This is a genomic window from Escherichia sp. F1 (genome assembly GCF_046764225.1).
Taxonomy (GTDB): Bacteria; Pseudomonadota; Gammaproteobacteria; order Enterobacterales; family Enterobacteriaceae; genus Escherichia; species Escherichia coli.
Map to the genome: position 1 here is coordinate 715,990 of NZ_CP177202.1, position 16,585 is coordinate 732,574.

Annotated in this window: 16 protein-coding genes; 10 read left to right on the forward strand and 6 right to left on the reverse strand. The window is 50.8% G+C overall.

Annotation, left to right across the window (positions count from 1 at the left end; all coding sequences use genetic code 11):
• Positions 1 to 9: 9 nt before the first annotated feature.
• Positions 10 to 1,491, reverse strand: coding sequence for an outer membrane channel protein TolC (gene tolC, locus ACK8NJ_RS03390; RefSeq protein ID WP_000735289.1), 1,482 nt, complete (start codon positions 1,489 to 1,491; stop codon positions 10 to 12).
• Between the two features lie 204 nt (positions 1,492 to 1,695).
• On the opposite strand from tolC, the gene nudF reads away from it, so the two are divergent.
• Genes nudF through parE form a run of 5 tightly spaced genes read left to right on the forward strand, consistent with a single transcriptional unit; the run spans position 1,696 to position 6,102 of the window.
• Positions 1,696 to 2,325 (forward strand): ADP-ribose diphosphatase, encoded by a 630-nt coding sequence (nudF, locus tag ACK8NJ_RS03395; protein WP_000917117.1) that lies wholly within the window; start codon positions 1,696 to 1,698, stop codon positions 2,323 to 2,325.
• Positions 2,326 to 2,748, forward strand: a complete 423-nt coding sequence (locus ACK8NJ_RS03400) for a DUF1249 family protein (protein WP_000833393.1) — start codon at positions 2,326 to 2,328, stop codon at positions 2,746 to 2,748.
• 24 nt (positions 2,749 to 2,772) lie between these two features.
• Positions 2,773 to 3,600 carry a 3',5'-cyclic-AMP phosphodiesterase gene (cpdA, locus tag ACK8NJ_RS03405; RefSeq protein ID WP_000444747.1) on the forward strand — a complete coding sequence of 276 codons (828 nt, stop codon included), beginning with the start codon at positions 2,773 to 2,775 and terminating at the stop codon, positions 3,598 to 3,600.
• The gene (gene yqiA, locus ACK8NJ_RS03410; RefSeq protein WP_064225869.1) at positions 3,600 to 4,181 is read left to right on the forward strand and encodes an esterase YqiA; all 582 of its coding nucleotides are present in this window, start codon (positions 3,600 to 3,602) and stop codon (positions 4,179 to 4,181) included. The genes cpdA and yqiA overlap by 1 nt, the downstream gene beginning before the upstream one ends.
• A gap of 28 nt (positions 4,182 to 4,209) precedes the next feature.
• Complete coding sequence (gene parE / locus ACK8NJ_RS03415) at positions 4,210 to 6,102, forward strand: DNA topoisomerase IV subunit B (protein WP_411962118.1); 1,893 nt, start codon at positions 4,210 to 4,212, stop codon at positions 6,100 to 6,102.
• Between the two features lie 63 nt (positions 6,103 to 6,165).
• Here parE and ACK8NJ_RS03420 read toward each other — a convergent pair whose 3' ends face one another.
• A complete protein-coding gene (locus tag ACK8NJ_RS03420; RefSeq protein WP_001559959.1) occupies positions 6,166 to 8,307 on the reverse strand; it encodes a TonB-dependent siderophore receptor in 2,142 nt (713 codons plus the stop codon).
• A 373-nt stretch (positions 8,308 to 8,680) separates the two neighbouring features.
• On the opposite strand from ACK8NJ_RS03420, the gene ACK8NJ_RS03425 reads away from it, so the two are divergent.
• From ACK8NJ_RS03425 to ACK8NJ_RS03445, 5 genes are read left to right on the forward strand one after another with little or no spacing between them, the layout of a single operon-like run.
• Positions 8,681 to 9,490, forward strand: a complete 810-nt coding sequence (locus ACK8NJ_RS03425; RefSeq protein ID WP_000940887.1) for an ABC transporter ATP-binding protein — start codon at positions 8,681 to 8,683, stop codon at positions 9,488 to 9,490.
• Entirely contained in the window at positions 9,487 to 10,470 is a 984-nt protein-coding gene (locus ACK8NJ_RS03430; protein WP_411962119.1) for a FecCD family ABC transporter permease, read from the forward strand. Before ACK8NJ_RS03425 ends, ACK8NJ_RS03430 begins: the two co-directional genes overlap by 4 nt.
• Positions 10,471 to 10,478: 8 nt before the next feature.
• Positions 10,479 to 11,516 carry a FecCD family ABC transporter permease gene (locus ACK8NJ_RS03435; protein WP_001490512.1) on the forward strand — a complete coding sequence of 346 codons (1,038 nt, stop codon included), beginning with the start codon at positions 10,479 to 10,481 and terminating at the stop codon, positions 11,514 to 11,516.
• Between the two features lie 10 nt (positions 11,517 to 11,526).
• Positions 11,527 to 12,474: an iron-siderophore ABC transporter substrate-binding protein gene (locus ACK8NJ_RS03440; protein ID WP_001305988.1), complete on the forward strand. Its 948-nt coding sequence runs from the start codon at positions 11,527 to 11,529 to the stop codon at positions 12,472 to 12,474.
• The gene (locus ACK8NJ_RS03445) at positions 12,471 to 13,358 is read left to right on the forward strand and encodes a MurR/RpiR family transcriptional regulator (protein ID WP_000614954.1); all 888 of its coding nucleotides are present in this window, start codon (positions 12,471 to 12,473) and stop codon (positions 13,356 to 13,358) included. The genes ACK8NJ_RS03440 and ACK8NJ_RS03445 overlap by 4 nt, the downstream gene beginning before the upstream one ends.
• 44 nt (positions 13,359 to 13,402) lie before the next feature.
• Here ACK8NJ_RS03445 and ACK8NJ_RS03450 read toward each other — a convergent pair whose 3' ends face one another.
• The 4 genes from ACK8NJ_RS03450 to qseB form a co-directional block, all read right to left on the reverse strand.
• The gene (locus ACK8NJ_RS03450) at positions 13,403 to 13,717 is read right to left on the reverse strand and encodes a putative quinol monooxygenase (protein ID WP_000958598.1); all 315 of its coding nucleotides are present in this window, start codon (positions 13,715 to 13,717) and stop codon (positions 13,403 to 13,405) included.
• 30 nt (positions 13,718 to 13,747) lie between these two features.
• Entirely contained in the window at positions 13,748 to 14,329 is a 582-nt protein-coding gene (mdaB, locus tag ACK8NJ_RS03455) for an NADPH:quinone oxidoreductase MdaB (RefSeq protein WP_000065430.1), read from the reverse strand.
• A 109-nt stretch (positions 14,330 to 14,438) separates the two neighbouring features.
• Positions 14,439 to 15,788 (reverse strand): quorum sensing histidine kinase QseC, encoded by a 1,350-nt coding sequence (qseC, locus tag ACK8NJ_RS03460; protein ID WP_411962120.1) that lies wholly within the window; start codon positions 15,786 to 15,788, stop codon positions 14,439 to 14,441.
• Positions 15,785 to 16,444 (reverse strand): quorum sensing response regulator transcription factor QseB, encoded by a 660-nt coding sequence (gene qseB, locus ACK8NJ_RS03465; RefSeq protein ID WP_001221493.1) that lies wholly within the window; start codon positions 16,442 to 16,444, stop codon positions 15,785 to 15,787. The genes qseC and qseB overlap by 4 nt, the downstream gene beginning before the upstream one ends.
• Positions 16,445 to 16,585 lie beyond the last annotated feature (141 nt).

A 16,585-nucleotide genomic window follows, 5' to 3' on the forward strand; every position in this document is an offset into this window, starting at 1 on the left:
TCGTAGTCATCAGTTACGGAAAGGGTTATGACCGTTACTGGTGGTAGTGCGTGCGGATGTTTGCTGAACGACGGGTGCCGGGCTATCAGGCGCATAACCATCAGCAATAGCATTCTGTTCCGGCGTTTGCGGGGCAACGTTTTCCGGGTTAGTGGAAACCGGTTTGCTCAGCGCATTGTTCAGTGCCAGCAGATCCTGCTCGTTCAACGTACCCAGGGCTGACTTAATATTCAGCTGATTAATCAGGTAGTTATAACGTGCATTCGCCAGCTCTTGCTTGGCGTTGTACAGCGTGGTGGTCGCATCCAACACATCAACAATGGTACGCGTACCAACCGAGTAACCCGCTTCCATCGCGTCTAATGAGCTTTGAGCGGAAACTACGGCTTGTTTGTAGGCGTTAATGCTACTGATAGAAGCATTAATGTTGTTGAAGGAGGAACGTACGGTTTGCACGACGCTACGATGGGCGCTTTCCAGTTGCTCACTGGCACCAACAAAGTTGTACTGGGCCTGTTTCACCTGCGAGTTAACCATTCCGCCCTGATAAATCGGCAGCGAGAAGCTCAGGCCAACTTTGTTCTGGCCCATATTGCTATCGTCATACTGGGTACCAGCGGCACCTCGGGTTTTCGAACCGCTATATGAGGTGTCAGAAATCCCGGTAGAAGCCGTTAAATCCAGAGTCGGTAAGTGACCATCCTGCGCCTGGCGAATTTGCTCGCGTGCCAGGTCCTGGCTCAAGCGCGCCTGTAACAACGACAGGTTGCGTTTTTCGGCTTCTTTCAGCAGCGTGTTAACCGGCTGTGGTTTGTCGGTTTTAAAGTTTTCGACATTCAGCGCCGCCAGTTCCGGATAGTAGTTACCGGTGATCTGGCGCAGCTGCTCTACCGCGTTATCAAGGTTATTACGTGCGGTCACTTCGTTCGCCAGCACGGTATCGTACTGTGCGCGGGCGTTCTGCACGTCAGTGATCGCTACCAGGCCCACGTTAAAACGTTGGGTGGTTTGATCTAATTGACGGTAGATCGCTTCTTTTTGCGCCTGTGTATAGGAAAGAACGTCAATAGCATTCAACACGTTGAAATAAGCGGTCGCGGTGTTGAGGATCAAGGTTTGTTGATCGGTCTGATACGTGACGTCCTGAATCCCAGCTGCTTTTTCCTGCAGCGTTAACGCACGCCATTTCGACATATCAAAAATGGATTGAGTTAACTGCAGGGACGCACTGGTCGCGTTAGAGTTGATGCCGTTCGCGTCGCGGTAGCCGTTGCTATAGGTGTAATCTGCACCTAAACCTAGCTGTGGCAGTAATGGACTGCGCGCTTCATTAATTTTTTCAAAGGCAGCATCACGATCGGCGGCAGACTTACGCAATTCCGGGTTACTAAGGCGTGCTTGCTGATAAACTTGCATCAGGTTCTCGGCCTGGCTCAACGAACTGAACCCAGAGAGGCTCAGGCCGATAAGAATGGGGAGCAATTTCTTCATTTGCATTCCTTGTGGTGAAGCAGTATTTAGCGCGATCAAACTGTAAAATTATTGCGGATTCTAGCAGAAGCCGCTACCGCAAAAGGTTGGCGTTACGTGCCATAGGGCGTTAATGTGCCTCAATTTAACACATGACTGCTCAAACGGCAGTCAAACGTCGCTGAAATTCACATTTAATTCACTATTAGTGCCAGGACATTAACAATGCTTAAGCCAGACAACCTGCCCGTTACATTTGGCAAAAACGATGTAGAAATTATTGCACGAGAAACACTTTATCGCGGCTTTTTTTCATTAGATCTTTATAGATTTCGTCATCGTCTATTCAACGGGCAAATGAGTCATGAGGTACGGCGGGAAATTTTTGAGCGCGGTCACGCCGCAGTCTTGCTACCCTTTGACCCAGTGCGTGATGAAGTTGTGCTGATTGAGCAGATTCGAATTGCCGCGTACGACACTAGCGAAACCCCCTGGCTACTGGAGATGGTTGCCGGGATGATTGAAGAGGGGGAAAGTGTGGAAGATGTTGCCCGTCGCGAAGCGATTGAAGAGGCGGGGCTGATAGTCAAACGGACCAAACCGGTGTTAAGTTTCCTGGCAAGCCCGGGGGGCACCAGTGAGCGTTCGTCAATTATGGTGGGCGAAGTGGACGCCACGACCGCAAGCGGTATTCACGGTCTGGCTGATGAAAACGAAGATATTCGCGTTCATGTGGTAAGCCGGGAACAGGCATACCAGTGGGTAGAAGAGGGGAAAATCGACAACGCAGCGTCGGTCATCGCTTTGCAATGGCTACAGCTGCATCATCAAGCGTTAAAAAATGAGTGGGCATAAATGAAGCGTTACACACCTGACTTTCCTGAAATGATGCGCCTGTGCGAGATGAACTTTTCACAATTGCGCCGTTTGTTGCCGCGCAATGACGCACCCGGCGAAACTGTAAGCTATCAGGTGGCAAACGCACAATATCGGCTGACGATTGTGGAATCGACCCGATACACTACCCTGGTGACAATAGAACAGACTGCGCCCGCGATCAGTTACTGGAGCCTTCCGTCAATGACGGTGCGTCTGTATCATGACGCGATGGTGGCTGAAGTGTGTTCAAGCCAGCAGATTTTTCGCTTCAAAGCGCGGTATGATTATCCTAATAAAAAGTTGCATCAACGCGACGAAAAGCATCAAATTAACCAGTTTTTAGCGGACTGGTTGCGATACTGTTTAGCACATGGAGCGATGGCGATTCCGGTTTACTAGCGTCGTGAAACCTAAGGACACCATTTGGAAAGCCTGTTAACCCTTCCTCTGGCTGGTGAGGCCAGAGTCAGGATTTTACAAATTACCGACACTCACCTGTTTGCACAAAAGCACGAAGCCCTGTTAGGGGTAAACACCTGGGAAAGCTACCAGGCGGTGCTGGAGGCGATTCGGCCACACCAGCACGAATTCGACCTGATTGTCGCGACAGGTGATTTAGCGCAGGATCAATCCTCTGCGGCCTATCAGCATTTCGCTGAAGGCATCGCAAGTTTTCGTGCGCCCTGCGTCTGGCTGCCGGGCAACCACGATTTCCAGCCCGCGATGTACAGCGCGTTACAGGATGCGGGTATCTCCCCGGCGAAGCGGGTGTTTATTGGTGAGCAATGGCAAATCCTGTTGCTGGATAGCCAGGTGTTTGGCGTGCCGCACGGTGAGCTGAGCGAGTTTCAGCTTGAGTGGCTGGAACGTAAACTGGCCGATGCGCCAGAACGCCATACGTTGCTGCTGCTGCATCATCATCCGTTACCTGCGGGTTGTAGTTGGCTTGATCAACACAGCCTGCGTAACGCGGGCGAACTGGATACCGTGCTGGCGAAGTTTCCGCACGTCAAATACTTGCTGTGCGGTCATATTCATCAGGAGCTGGATCTCGACTGGAACGGTCGCCGCCTGCTGGCAACGCCGTCGACCTGTGTGCAGTTTAAGCCGCACTGTTCCAACTTTACGCTGGATACCATCGCGCCCGGCTGGCGTACTCTCGAGTTACATGCTGATGGCACGCTGACCACCGAGGTGCATCGCCTGGCGGACACACGTTTCCAACCTGATACCGCTTCAGAAGGCTACTGATGTCTACGCTTCTTTATTTACACGGTTTCAACAGCTCGCCGCGCTCTGTAAAAGCGAGCTTGTTAAAAAACTGGCTGGCGGAACATCACCCTGACGTAGAGATGATTATTCCGCAGTTGCCGCCGTATCCTTCTGACGCGGCAGAACTGCTGGAATCCATTGTCCTGGAACATGGCGGCGATTCGCTGGGTATTGTCGGTTCGTCACTGGGGGGATATTACGCCACCTGGTTGTCGCAATGTTTTATGCTGCCCGCAGTGGTGGTCAACCCGGCGGTGCGCCCGTTTGAACTGCTGACGGACTATCTCGGTCAGAACGAGAACCCCTACACCGGGCAGCAATATGTGCTAGAGTCACGCCATATTTACGATCTCAAAGTCATGCAGATTGACCCGCTGGAAGCGCCGGATTTGATCTGGCTGCTGCAACAGACGGGAGATGAAGTGCTGGATTACCGCCAGGCGGTGGCGTACTACGCTTCCTGCCGCCAGACTGTCATAGAAGGCGGCAACCACGCATTCACGGGCTTCGAAGATTATTTCAACCCGATCGTCGATTTTCTTGGTCTGCACCATCTCTGACGATCAACTCGAATTGCTAACTTAAACCATGACGCAAACTTATAACGCTGATGCCATTGAGGTACTCACCGGGCTTGAGCCGGTTCGCCGCCGTCCGGGGATGTATACCGATACCACTCGCCCTAACCATTTGGGGCAAGAAGTTATTGATAACAGTGTCGATGAAGCACTGGCGGGTCACGCAAAACGCGTGGATGTAATCTTACATGCTGACCAGTCGTTAGAAGTGATTGACGATGGGCGCGGGATGCCGGTGGATATTCACCCGGAAGAGGGTGTACCGGCGGTTGAACTGATTCTTTGCCGTCTGCATGCAGGCGGTAAATTCTCTAACAAAAATTACCAGTTCTCTGGCGGCCTGCATGGCGTGGGGATTTCGGTGGTTAACGCCCTGTCGAAGCGCGTAGAAGTTAACGTACGCCGCGATGGTCAGGTTTATAACATCGCCTTTGAAAATGGCGAAAAGGTGCAGGATTTACAGGTTGTCGGCACTTGCGGTAAGCGCAATACCGGTACCAGCGTGCACTTCTGGCCGGATGAAACCTTCTTTGGCAGCCCGCGTTTTTCTGTTTCACGCCTGACACATGTGCTGAAAGCCAAAGCAGTACTGTGCCCGGGTGTTGAGATCACTTTTAAAGATGAGATCAACAACACCGAACAGCGCTGGTGCTATCAGGACGGTCTGAATGATTACCTGGCGGAAGCGGTAAACGGTTTACCGACGCTGCCAGAAAAACCGTTTATCGGTAATTTCGCTGGCGATACTGAAGCGGTGGACTGGGCGCTACTGTGGCTGCCGGAAGGCGGTGAACTGCTGACCGAAAGCTACGTCAACCTGATCCCAACGATGCAGGGCGGTACGCACGTTAATGGCCTGCGTCAGGGCCTGTTGGACGCGATGCGTGAGTTCTGTGAATACCGCAACATTCTGCCGCGCGGCGTGAAGCTGTCGGCGGAAGATATCTGGGATCGCTGCGCCTATGTTCTGTCGGTGAAAATGCAGGATCCGCAGTTTGCCGGGCAGACCAAAGAGCGTCTCTCTTCGCGTCAGTGTGCGGCATTCGTTTCGGGCGTGGTGAAAGATGCCTTCATCCTGTGGCTGAACCAGAACGTTCAGGCGGCGGAGCTGTTGGCAGAGATGGCGATTTCCAGCGCCCAGCGTCGTATGCGTGCGGCTAAAAAAGTGGTGCGTAAAAAGCTAACCAGCGGCCCGGCGTTGCCTGGCAAACTGGCTGATTGTACCGCGCAGGACCTTAACCGTACCGAGCTGTTCCTTGTGGAAGGTGACTCCGCAGGCGGATCTGCCAAGCAGGCGCGCGATCGCGAATATCAGGCTATCATGCCACTGAAAGGTAAGATCCTTAACACCTGGGAAGTCTCCTCCGACGAAGTGCTGGCTTCGCAGGAAGTGCACGATATTTCGGTAGCGATCGGTATCGATCCTGACAGCGACGATCTGAGCCAGCTTCGTTACGGCAAAATCTGTATCCTCGCAGATGCGGACTCTGATGGTCTGCACATTGCCACGCTGCTCTGCGCTTTGTTCGTAAAACACTTCCGCGCATTGGTGAAACACGGTCACGTTTACGTTGCACTGCCACCGCTCTACCGTATTGACCTCGGGAAAGAGGTTTATTACGCGCTGACGGAAGAAGAGAAAGAGGGCGTACTTGAGCAATTAAAACGCAAGAAAGGCAAGCCGAACGTTCAGCGTTTTAAAGGTCTGGGGGAAATGAACCCGATGCAATTGCGCGAAACCACGCTTGATCCGAACACTCGCCGTCTGGTGCAGTTGACTATCGATGATGAAGACGATCAGCGTACTGACGCGATGATGGATATGCTGCTGGCGAAGAAACGCTCGGAAGATCGCCGCAACTGGTTGCAAGAGAAAGGCGACATGGCGGAGATTGAGGTCTGATAATCCTCCCGCCAGAAGAATAAAACATAGCCCGGTATACAAGTGTATACCGGGCTTTTTTGATCAAAATTCCATTTTCACCGTGAATTGCACTTCACGCGGATCGCCAATCTGATTCCCCAGATTATTTGTGGCGATGGAAGAGGTGTAATACGTTTTATCAAACAGGTTTTTGACGTTTAATTGCAGTGTGACCGGATACTGCAATTTCATTTTGTATGCGGCGAAGGCATCGGCAACGAAATAGCCTGGCAGATAATAGTCAGCCCCATTGGTTGCCGAACGACGGCTTACGCCATGTCCACCACCGCCAAACGTCAGTGTGTTATTGCCTGGCATGTTATGAATGTCATAGGTCAGGAATAGCGAACCGGTATGACGAGGAACATTCGGCAATGGTTTCCCTGCATAATCAGGATCTTCCAGAACCTTAGCATCGGTATAGCCGTAGCTGGCAATGATATTAATGTTTTCAGTTAATGCTCCCGCAAGGTCGACTTCTACCCCTCTTGAACGAACGCGGCCTGCCGTTTTGGCGATGGTTTCATCACCAATACTTTCGGTATACAACACGTTACGTTTATGGATATCAAACAGCGCAATATCTGCGGTGATACCATCGAACAGCTCGAATTTTGCCCCGACTTCGTAAGCATTAGATGATTCCGGTGGAAGATCTCCGATGTAGCTGGCAATTGACGATTGCGGCATAAATGTTTGCGAATAATTAGCAAATAAGGATACCGATGGCGTCAGTTTGTAGACTAACCCCAGTTTGGGCGTCCATTGTTCATCGCGGCTGTCAGTATTGACATTAAAAGGACGGCCTTTACCCGCATACTGCGTGTAATACTGATAGCGGATCCCGGCGACGGCAATCCAGTTATCGGTCAGATAGAGCGCGTCCTGTGCATACGCTGAGTAGCTCTCCTGTTTGATCGTCTGATCGCTGTCCGACGCCGAGACAGTTGTGCATTTGCTGGTATTGCCGTAAACAGGGTTGTAGATATTGAAATCTTTAGCGTTTTTACAGCGAATCATATCTGTGCGCAGAAGATCATAATATTCATATGACACCCCACCCAGAATCTCATTATAGAACCCAGCAATATCAACATTCCCTTGCAGATCCGCACGAGTAGCATGCATACGCTGGGTAGATCCCTGAGTTGCATCAACACGCCGTGTCAGCGTTCCTGTCGTTGCATCATACGCGGTAACACGAGCCTGATTATCGCCGTATTTATCCTGGCTGTAGCTGTAATCAAAGCGCGCTGTCCACTGGCTATTGAGATGATATTCTGCGTTGAGTTGCGCCAGATCGGACTGACCATCTGTAATATTAAACGGTTCGTCAAAACGTATTTTTCGATCAACGTTTACGGGCTGTTTCGTCGTAAGGTCGAAAATCGTTCCACGATCGAACGGAGTTTTATAATCCCGATGGGAATAGAGCATGGTTACTGTTGCATTATCACCAAACCAGGTGAGTGATGGGGCAATAAATGTACTGCGCTCTTTACCAAAGTTTCGCCAGTAATCTTCATCCTGCACTTCCCCGGTAAGGCGATACGCCAGTTGAGTGCCTTCAATGGGGCCAGTGATATCAAGTTGCCCGGTGCCACCACCGAAACTGGAGGACGTGGCTGAGACAGAACCATGGAATGTTTTTTCCGGGCGCTTGGTCACGACGTTAATCAATCCACCAGGATCGAGAATGCCATACAGCGTGGAGGCCGGACCTTTTAGCACTTCCACACGCTCTGTGGCGGCGTTGAAACTGCGAGGAAGTACAGTTCGCAGGCCGTTGGTCATGATGGAGCCATCCCGGTTAGCACCAAACCCACGACGTACAAAGGCGTCCTGAGTTCCGCCTAATGTATTGGTCTGTACCACGTTACTGACGTTATAAAGCGCTTCATCCAGCGTCGTCGCATTCTGATTTTCCAGAACCTGATCGCTAACCGTATTGACCACCTGCGGGATATCCAGCATCGGCATATCGGTTAATGTCGCCGTGGAAGTGCTCAGAGGTTGATAACCATCGGTCGCCTCAGTTGCGGTATTTGCATCCGCTGTAACAGTGATTGTTTCGCCATCTTTGGTCGTTACAGAGTCTGTTGCATGAATCATCGGTGCCGCAAAAAGCAGTGAAAAGAGCGCCCGACCTTTGAGTCCTGAGAATGAAGGTGTGAACATAGCCATTTAGTCTGTTATCCCAAAAACTCGCGGATTGTCGCGAGTGAAAATTGTTTCTTATTGCTCACTAAGCACTATCCGTTTGTTATTTCGCCATCGGATATGTAATTGAGAATCATTCAATCATGCGGTAATGTAGTAGTAAATGAGAAATAACAAAAAATTGCTACATGTGTTTTTATGAGAGGTTAATGCAATTCAATTGATGGTAATTTATTAATATTTAATGGTTTTATTTTTATCTTTAAAAATATTTCACCTGTTATTTACCTTGTTTTTGTATGGCTTTTAACTTCTTGACTACTACATTTTGTGGCGTCAAACTCTCAAAAGAGAATGAGTTTTATTTTTGTTTGTCTTTGATTAAGTTGGCGTACACGTGGCACATAACGCAAAAGGGCAGGGGCTGATCCTCGACAATGTTTCTGCTGGGTATCACACGAAAATCATTGTTGATGGTGTTTCTTTCTCCGTTCCCACAGAAAAAATGACCGTTCTGGTTGGGGCAAACGGCTGTGGAAAGTCGACGTTGCTCAGCACCATAGCACGTATCTTGCAACCTATGGGCGGCTCGATATTGCTGGATGGTAAAGCGATTCACGAGCAACCAACGAAAGCGTTATCCCGTAGACTTGGGATCTTGCCGCAGTCGCCATTATTGCCGGAGGGCTTAACCGTTTATGAACTGGTGTCGCGTGGGCGTTTTCCCTGGCAGAATTTCATTCGTCAATGGAGCGACGCCGACGAGCAGGCGGTAGAAGAGGCCCTGAAATTAACCGGTACGCAGGAGTTTGCACATTTACCTGTTGAAAAACTTTCTGGTGGGCAGCGCCAGCGTTGCTGGATTGCGATGGTGTTGGCGCAAAAGACGCCTTATATCCTGCTGGATGAACCCACAACCTGGCTTGATTTACGTTATCAGGTTGAAATTCTTGAGTTATTACATGATTTAACGCGTCATCACGGGCGTACAGTCGTCGTGGTGTTGCATGATCTGAATTTTGCCGTCAATTATGGTGATACGTTGATATTTTTACGCCAGGGGAAAGTGGTGCGTGTGTTGAATGAGGGGGAGCATTGCACGCCTGAGCTGGTAAAAGCTGTCTTTGACGTTGATGTTCACGCATCAATAAATCCTCTGACGGGAAAGCCGTTCTTCATGCCGTTTCGTGGTGTAGAAAAAGTATGATGCGCACAGGGCTGGTTACTGTAATTTTCCTCGCCTTACTGCTGGTGGGATGCGTGGTATATCCAGGGATTGGTGCCCGATTTATTGCACCACAAACGGTGTTGCAGGCATTTCTTCATTTTGAACCGCAAAACTTCGATCACAACGTAATTGTAAGACTCCGTTTGCCGCGTTTAGCGGCAGCATTGCTTACCGGTGCTTCTCTTGGAGTTGCTGGTGCTTTGTTGCAGGCTGTCATTCGTAACCCATTGGGGGAGCCACATATTTTAGGCTTAAATGCCGGAGCCGCTCTTGCTGTCGTTGCTGCCAGTGCGCTTGGGCTGGCCTTTCCGGTTGGACGCCCACTGCTGGCATCTACGGGCGGCGCGTTATTGTTCCTGTTGATATTGCTGCTTTCCTCCGCAGGGCGTTCAGGGTTAACGCCAATGAAAGTTACTTTATGCGGCGTGGCGCTATCGGCGTTCGTGTCCTCAATAACGGCTGCAATCCTGATTCTTGACGAACAAACACTGCTGGCGATGCGGACATGGCTAGCAGGTGATTTAGCGGGGCAGGATTGGGCGACGCTGGGTACGTCCGCCTGGTTTTCTCTGGGGGGGGTTGTGTTAGCCATTTACCTTGCGCCCTCTCTTAACATGTTGGCACTGGGTGATCGCATGGCGCAGGGGCTGGGCGTCTCGGTACTCCGCACGCGAACATTCACTCTGCTTGCGATCGCGTTGCTCTGTGGCGCAGCCGTATCGATTGCTGGCCCCATTGGTTTTGCCGGTCTGCTAGTACCGCAGATTGTCAGGCGTCTGGTATCAGCGGATCTGCGCGTTCTGCTCCCTCTTTCAGCTTGTGTCGGCGCGCTTTTGTTATTACTGGCAGATATTATTGCTCGGACGCTTTTCACGCCCCATGAGTTAGCGACCGGTGTCATGACGGCGTTAGTTGGTGCGCCTGTTTTTGTCATTATGGCGACGAGGATGTTCAAATGAGTCGGATAATGAACGTCGGGCTACGTCCACTACGTGTTGGTAAGTTTTCGACACTGGTACGCCCTAAAAATCTGGTGTTGCTTGGTGGGCTGTTTCTGTTTGCGGTTGGAATACTGATATTCGGTCTGATGCATGGTTCTTTTTCTGTCCCGGCATCGGAAGTAGGACGAGCGTTGTTTGCTCCAGAAAACGTAAGCACAGACGCACGTTATATTGTGCAGGATATTCGCTTGCCGAGAGTCATCATGGCATTGCTATGCGGAGCCATGTTAGGTATGGCGGGGGCCGCGATGCAATCCATTGCGCGTAACGGCCTTGCCGATCCTGGTTTAATCGGCGTCAAAGAAGGATGTAGCGTGGCGGTGCTGTGGCTGATTTTCCAGTTTCCAATGCTGGGAATGTTCTGGCGTCCAGTGGCTGGTCTTGCTGGTGGCTTGTTGGTGGCTTTAATCGTGATTTTTTGTGCGCGCGATATTTCCCGCCCGCGATTTGTTCTGATTGGTATTGGTGTTTCCTGGTTTTTCGCCGCCGGTATCGGTGTATTTATGACCACTGCAGATGTTCGAGATGTACAAACTGCATTGATGTGGTTATCGGGAAGCCTGCATGCAGCTAACTGGATGTTAGTCGGTATTTCAGCCTGTTGGATGTTGCCAGCCGCTCTTTTATTGCTGTTCACCGCCAGGACGGCGGATATCGCTCTGCTTGGTCATCAGGTTGCAACCGGGTTAGGGGTGAATAGTTCTCGTCTGGCGTTGTTACGTGTCGCCGCACCAATAATCCTGACAGCCGTCTGCGTTTCGTGTGTTGGTAACATCGGTTTTGTCGGATTGATAGCACCCCATATATCACGTTTTATTCTACGTGGCGGGCAGACGACATTACTGCTGGGGAGCGCCGTATCGGGGGCGTTGTTAGTCATCCTGGCGGATAGCATTGGTCGTTTGGCTTTTTTGCCTTTGCAACTGCCTGCCGGAATCATTATTTCATTGATTGGTGGACCATTCTTTTTGCTACTGCTCTGGCAGCGCAGGAACAGTTTTTAATGGGAGTTATATGCGTTTATTTTTTTCTCTGCTGATACTGTTGTCATTCTTTGCCCGCGCGACAGAACCTGTTCAGGTCTTTACTGATGATTTAGGGCGCAAAGTTACTGTTCCTGCTCATCCAAAGAGAATTGTCTCTTTACACGATCTTGATATCACTATTCCTCTGATTGAGCTCGGTGTACCTCCTGTCGCCAGCCACGGGCGAACCCGGCCTGATGGTAGCCATTTCATTCGATCAGGCGCGTTATTGACAGGTGTCGACTTTGATAATTCATCGATCGCTTTTATTGGCACCGCTGATATTGATATTGAAGCGATTGTGGCGGCAAAGCCTGACCTGATCATCACAGAACCGACCCGTAATACGCCCATTGAACAACTGGAAAAAATTGCGCCCACGGTGAGCATTGATCATCTCAAAGGAGGCGCGCCAGAAATCTACCGCAAGCTGGCAGAACTTACAGGAACGCAGTCGCAGCTGGCGATACTTGAACGCCGCTATCAGGCACAAATCAATGCGCTGAAGGCGACGCTGGACAGCCAAAAAATAACGGTATCGGTGATTCAGGCAAATCAGGGAAAAATTAATGTGATGCATAGCTATCATTCGCTGGGGCGGGTATTACGCGATGCTGGTTTTCGCTTTCCGCCGCTGATTGAGAGCATTCCTGAAGGTGGGCGAATGGATGTGAGCGCAGAGCGTTTACCTGAACTGGATGCCGATTTTGTTTTTGCAACCTGGCGCGGTGACACCGGTGGTAAACCTCAGGATGAGCTGGCAGCAATGGAAAAAGTCATGCCGGGATGGTGTCAGTTTCTGACGGCCTGTCGTTCCGGGCGCTATGTGCTGATTTCTCGTGAAGAGGCGATTTCTAACTCCTTTGCATCTCTGGGGCTGATGGCTGCGCAGATACAATCACAAATTGCGGGACGACCTCTACCGGAGGCTAAATGATCCAGAAAGACAAAACGCGGGTTGATATTTATGGTGAGCGTTTTCGCACTCGCGCGAGTCAGTTAACGCCTGGGTTAAGAGCTGTCGCAAGCTACATTAATGAGCATCGTGAAGTGGTACTCGAGCAAACGGCGATGGAAATTGCGGCCACGTTGAACACTTCCGATGCCACAGTTATCAGGGCTATACAGGCTCTGGGGTTTGCCGGGCTGCGTGATCTGAAACGCACTCTGGAACAGTGGCTTGGTCCAGCCCTTAGTTCCAGCGAAAAGATGTCTACGACGGTGAGTAACTTGACGAGCGATGTTAACACCGCAATCGACTTTGTTCTTGAAGGGCATTTGTATACTTGTAATGTCCTGTCAGAGCCTGAAAACCGCCACGCGCTTGCGCAAGCTGTAGCGTTGTTGGTGCAGGCACGGCAAGTCGCTATTTTTGGCATTGGCGCTTCGGGTATCCTGGCGGACTATACCGCACGACTATTCAACCGCATAGGTTTGCCTGCCACGGCACTAAACCGTACGGGTATTGGCCTTGCCGAGCAACTGATCGCGCTTCAACGTGGCGATGTTCTGATCATGATGGCGCAAAAATCTGCGCACCGGGAAGGGCTGACAACGCTTCGTGAGGCGAGGCGGCTGGGGATCCCTGTTATTTTGCTGACAAACGCGCTGGATTCACGTTTTAGCAAAGACGCCAGTATCGTGATTCATGTTCCGCGCGGGGATGAAAAGGGGAAAACGCCACTACATGGTACGGTATTGTTGTGTCTGGAAATGATTGTCTGGTCGGTAGCTTCCGCAGTGCCGCAGCGTGCGGTTAAAACCATTAAGCGAATTAACGATTTCCATCGAGGACTGAAAACGGGAAGAAAGAATGGCTAATCTGGGCTGAGACCGGTAGCAGCACCGGCCTCTTTTCAGGAATGTTAAATCCCCGGTTGCAGAATACGGATATTCATCTCCAGCACGTCGCCTTTTACGGCTTCGCTGTACGCCTTCATGTGCGGGGTTTGCAGATGCGCTTCAAGATGCGCGATGCTTTCCCACTGCTCAATCATCACGATAGAATCCGGTGCCATAGACTGGAAACTCACGCCAGCAGCGCAATCCACCATTGGCGCATAGCCGTGGCAACCTTCTTCTTTCAGTACGGTTGGAACGATTTTAGCAAACTGATCCAATACTGCCTGACGGTGATGTTGACCAGGACGAGTACGGATTTCTGCGATTACGGTAAGCATGGTTAACTCCTTCTAAAGCCTGAGCTCTAGTTAACCAAAAATTTCCACAAGATGCTTGCGATATTCTTCAGTATAGCGGGGAACATCAGGCATTTTTATCACGTCATTAGCGATAAATGTCGGCAGCGGTTCCATGCCAAGGAATTGGTTTGCTTTATGGAACGGCAGATACACACCGTCAACGCCAACGCCGTGGAAGAACTGATCTTTTTCGGTGAAGGCTTCCATTGGTGCGTTCCAGGTCAGAGAAAGCATATATTTTTTGCCCTGTACCAGGCCGCCGGAACCGTATTTTTTCGACGGATCTTTGCGGGTACGACCATCGCTGGCATACAGAGTCCCGTGACCTTCGGTGAATACATCATCAATGTATTTTTTCACTGTCCACGGCGCGCCCATCCACCAGCCTGGCATCTGCCAGATCACCACATCAGCCCAGAGAAAGTTTTGTACTTCCGCTTTGACATCGTAGTCGCTGTCGGCGCGAACGATGCGAACATCATGCCCGAGGTCGCGCAGTGTGCCATCCGCGACTTCGGTCAGGGTGTCGTTCAGTTGACCATTGGAGTGGGCGAATTTTTTCGCGCCGTTGATAATCAGGATGTTGCTCATTTTTTAACCTCAAGGTGAGACGTTTGTCGACTATAGTACGTCACAGAACGGTACAGTGAAATTAGCAAAATGTGCAAAGTCTTTTGCTAATTTAGCAAAAGTCTTACCCTTACCAGCTCACCTTCGCCTCAAATCCACCTTGTTCCGCATTCCCAAACTCAACATTTATGCCATGCAATTTGGCGATTCGCTGGACAATCGATAGCCCAAGTCCACTGCCGGTAGCGGTTTGTCCGGGTGGGCGATAGAAGCGTTCGCCAATTCTCGCCAGTGCCTCTGGCGTCACACCGGGGCCGTTATCCCTCACGATGAAACTATCGGCATTCAGCGTGACGTCCACCACGCTGCCCTGTGGACTGTAGCGCACGGCGTTATCCAGAAGGTTTCGTACCAACAAACTTAGCAACAGCGGTTGTCCGGTGCGTTTGATGCCGTGGGCATTGAGTGTCAGTCGCACGTCAATTTTCGCCTGCTGCGCCGTGTGGTAAATATCCATCACCGACGATTGCAGGAGATCTTCAAGCGGGATCTCCGCGACGTCCTGAAGGTTATCCAGTGAGTCCAGCCGCGATAGCGTGAGCAGTTGATCAACCAGACGAGTAGCGCGATCGATCCCGGAATGTAATTGGAGCAGCGCTTTTTTCCGCGCCTGCGGATCATCGTCAGAGAGCTGAGCAACTTCGGTTTGCACTTTCAGCGCCGTTAACGGGCTACGAAGTTCGTGAGCTGCGTCGGAGGTAAAGCGTCGTTCACGAACCATCATCGCATGTGTACGGGCGAACAGTTGATTCAACGACTCAACCAGTGGACGCACTTCGCTGGGTACGCCCGTCGCGTTTAGTGGTTTTTCCGAGTCAGGGTCACGCATACGTAGTGCCAGCGCCAGTTTGTTCAGCGGCGCGAGTTCACGACCCAGTAGTACCATCATGATGATTAACATAATCGGCAGTGCGACCAGCCACGGGATCAATTGTCCGGCAACAATCGCCAGCGCCATGTCTTCACGGTATTCCCATTCCTGACCAACAACGATGCGATATTTGCCATCATGTGAGGTCATCCAGACAAAACGCCAGGGATCGTCTTCACCGACCAGTTGCCCGTCAGCAAAACCTTCCCGCTGATAGCTATAGGGAATATCTTCTCCGTTATCGCCATCGTTAAGGACCATTCTGCCGTCGTGGGTAAAGATGGCAAAGGTCAGCGCATCGTCATCAACATGACCGTGTTTTAATTTATTTGGCGTCTGTGCCATGCGATCCGCCGCGTTGATTTCGTTGAGATCGAGCGTACTTAACCGTTTGGCAAACAGCATCAGTTGGGTGTCGAACAACTCATCGACGTTATCCGTTGTTTGTTTCCAGGCGACAAAGCTGGAAAGCAGCCAGGTCACTGAGGCCAGAATTAAAAAGATTAGCGTCAGCCTGACTCGCAGACTAAGACGTTGGGTAAATTTCATTTCTCACCTAATGTGTAGCCAATACCATGAACGGTACGAATAAAATCACTGCCGAGTTTGCGTCGCAGATGATGCACATGCACTTCAACGGCATTACTGGTGACCTCTTCGTCCCAGGTATACAGTTTCTCTTCAATCAGTTTGCGCGGCAGTACCCGACCAGCGTTACGCATCAGTAATTCCAGCAGGGCAAATTCTTTTGGTTTCAGCGTTAAGGGTTCGCCAGCCAGCGTGGCGATACGTTTGCCGGGGTCGAGCATGACGTTACCGTGGCGCAGTTCGTTGCTGGCCTGGCCGTTGGTTCGGCGCATCAGAGCTTCCAGCCTGGCGGCGACTTCTATCAACGCAAAAGGTTTACACAGATAATCGTCAGCTCCCAGACGCAGCCCCTCTACACGTTCCGCTAACGCATCGCGCGCGGTCAGGATCAGTACCGGCTCACGCTGACCTTTTTCTCGCCATTCGCGCAAAATATCGCGACCATCCATGCCTGGTAAGGTTAAATCCAGGATCACCGCATCATAAGGCGCACTATATAGCGCCTCTTTTCCCTGACGACCTTGTGTAAACCAGTCGACGCTAAAACCCATTTTACTAAGGCCCGTTTTGATGCCGTCGCCAATCAGCATGTCATCTTCTATCAGTAAAATTCGCATTTTTTCATCCCTGCGATAACCGTATTTGCTGCCAGTAAACCGTGTTGTAACGCGCTCTGTACAGCATTAAATTTTATTTTTTTACCTTAAGAAGTTGTTAAGGACTATCTTGTTAAATGCTCGGAAACAGACATTAAAGGG

What these genes read in the sequence shown, in the direction of transcription:
- tolC (WP_000735289.1), bottom strand. Translation starts at nt 1,491, where the DNA reads ATGAAGAAATTGCTCCCCATTCTTATCGGCCTGAGCCTCTCTGGGTTC.
- nudF (WP_000917117.1), top strand. Translation starts at nt 1,696, where the DNA reads ATGCTTAAGCCAGACAACCTGCCCGTTACATTTGGCAAAAACGATGTA.
- ACK8NJ_RS03400 (WP_000833393.1), top strand. Translation starts at nt 2,326, where the DNA reads ATGAAGCGTTACACACCTGACTTTCCTGAAATGATGCGCCTGTGCGAG.
- yqiA (WP_064225869.1), top strand. Translation starts at nt 3,600, where the DNA reads ATGTCTACGCTTCTTTATTTACACGGTTTCAACAGCTCGCCGCGCTCT.
- parE (WP_411962118.1), top strand. Translation starts at nt 4,210, where the DNA reads ATGACGCAAACTTATAACGCTGATGCCATTGAGGTACTCACCGGGCTT.
- ACK8NJ_RS03420 (WP_001559959.1), bottom strand. Translation starts at nt 8,307, where the DNA reads ATGGCTATGTTCACACCTTCATTCTCAGGACTCAAAGGTCGGGCGCTC.
- ACK8NJ_RS03430 (WP_411962119.1), top strand. Translation starts at nt 9,487, where the DNA reads ATGATGCGCACAGGGCTGGTTACTGTAATTTTCCTCGCCTTACTGCTG.
- ACK8NJ_RS03435 (WP_001490512.1), top strand. Translation starts at nt 10,479, where the DNA reads ATGAACGTCGGGCTACGTCCACTACGTGTTGGTAAGTTTTCGACACTG.
- ACK8NJ_RS03440 (WP_001305988.1), top strand. Translation starts at nt 11,527, where the DNA reads ATGCGTTTATTTTTTTCTCTGCTGATACTGTTGTCATTCTTTGCCCGC.
- ACK8NJ_RS03445 (WP_000614954.1), top strand. Translation starts at nt 12,471, where the DNA reads ATGATCCAGAAAGACAAAACGCGGGTTGATATTTATGGTGAGCGTTTT.
- ACK8NJ_RS03450 (WP_000958598.1), bottom strand. Translation starts at nt 13,717, where the DNA reads ATGCTTACCGTAATCGCAGAAATCCGTACTCGTCCTGGTCAACATCAC.
- mdaB (WP_000065430.1), bottom strand. Translation starts at nt 14,329, where the DNA reads ATGAGCAACATCCTGATTATCAACGGCGCGAAAAAATTCGCCCACTCC.
- qseC (WP_411962120.1), bottom strand. Translation starts at nt 15,788, where the DNA reads ATGAAATTTACCCAACGTCTTAGTCTGCGAGTCAGGCTGACGCTAATC.
- qseB (WP_001221493.1), bottom strand. Translation starts at nt 16,444, where the DNA reads ATGCGAATTTTACTGATAGAAGATGACATGCTGATTGGCGACGGCATC.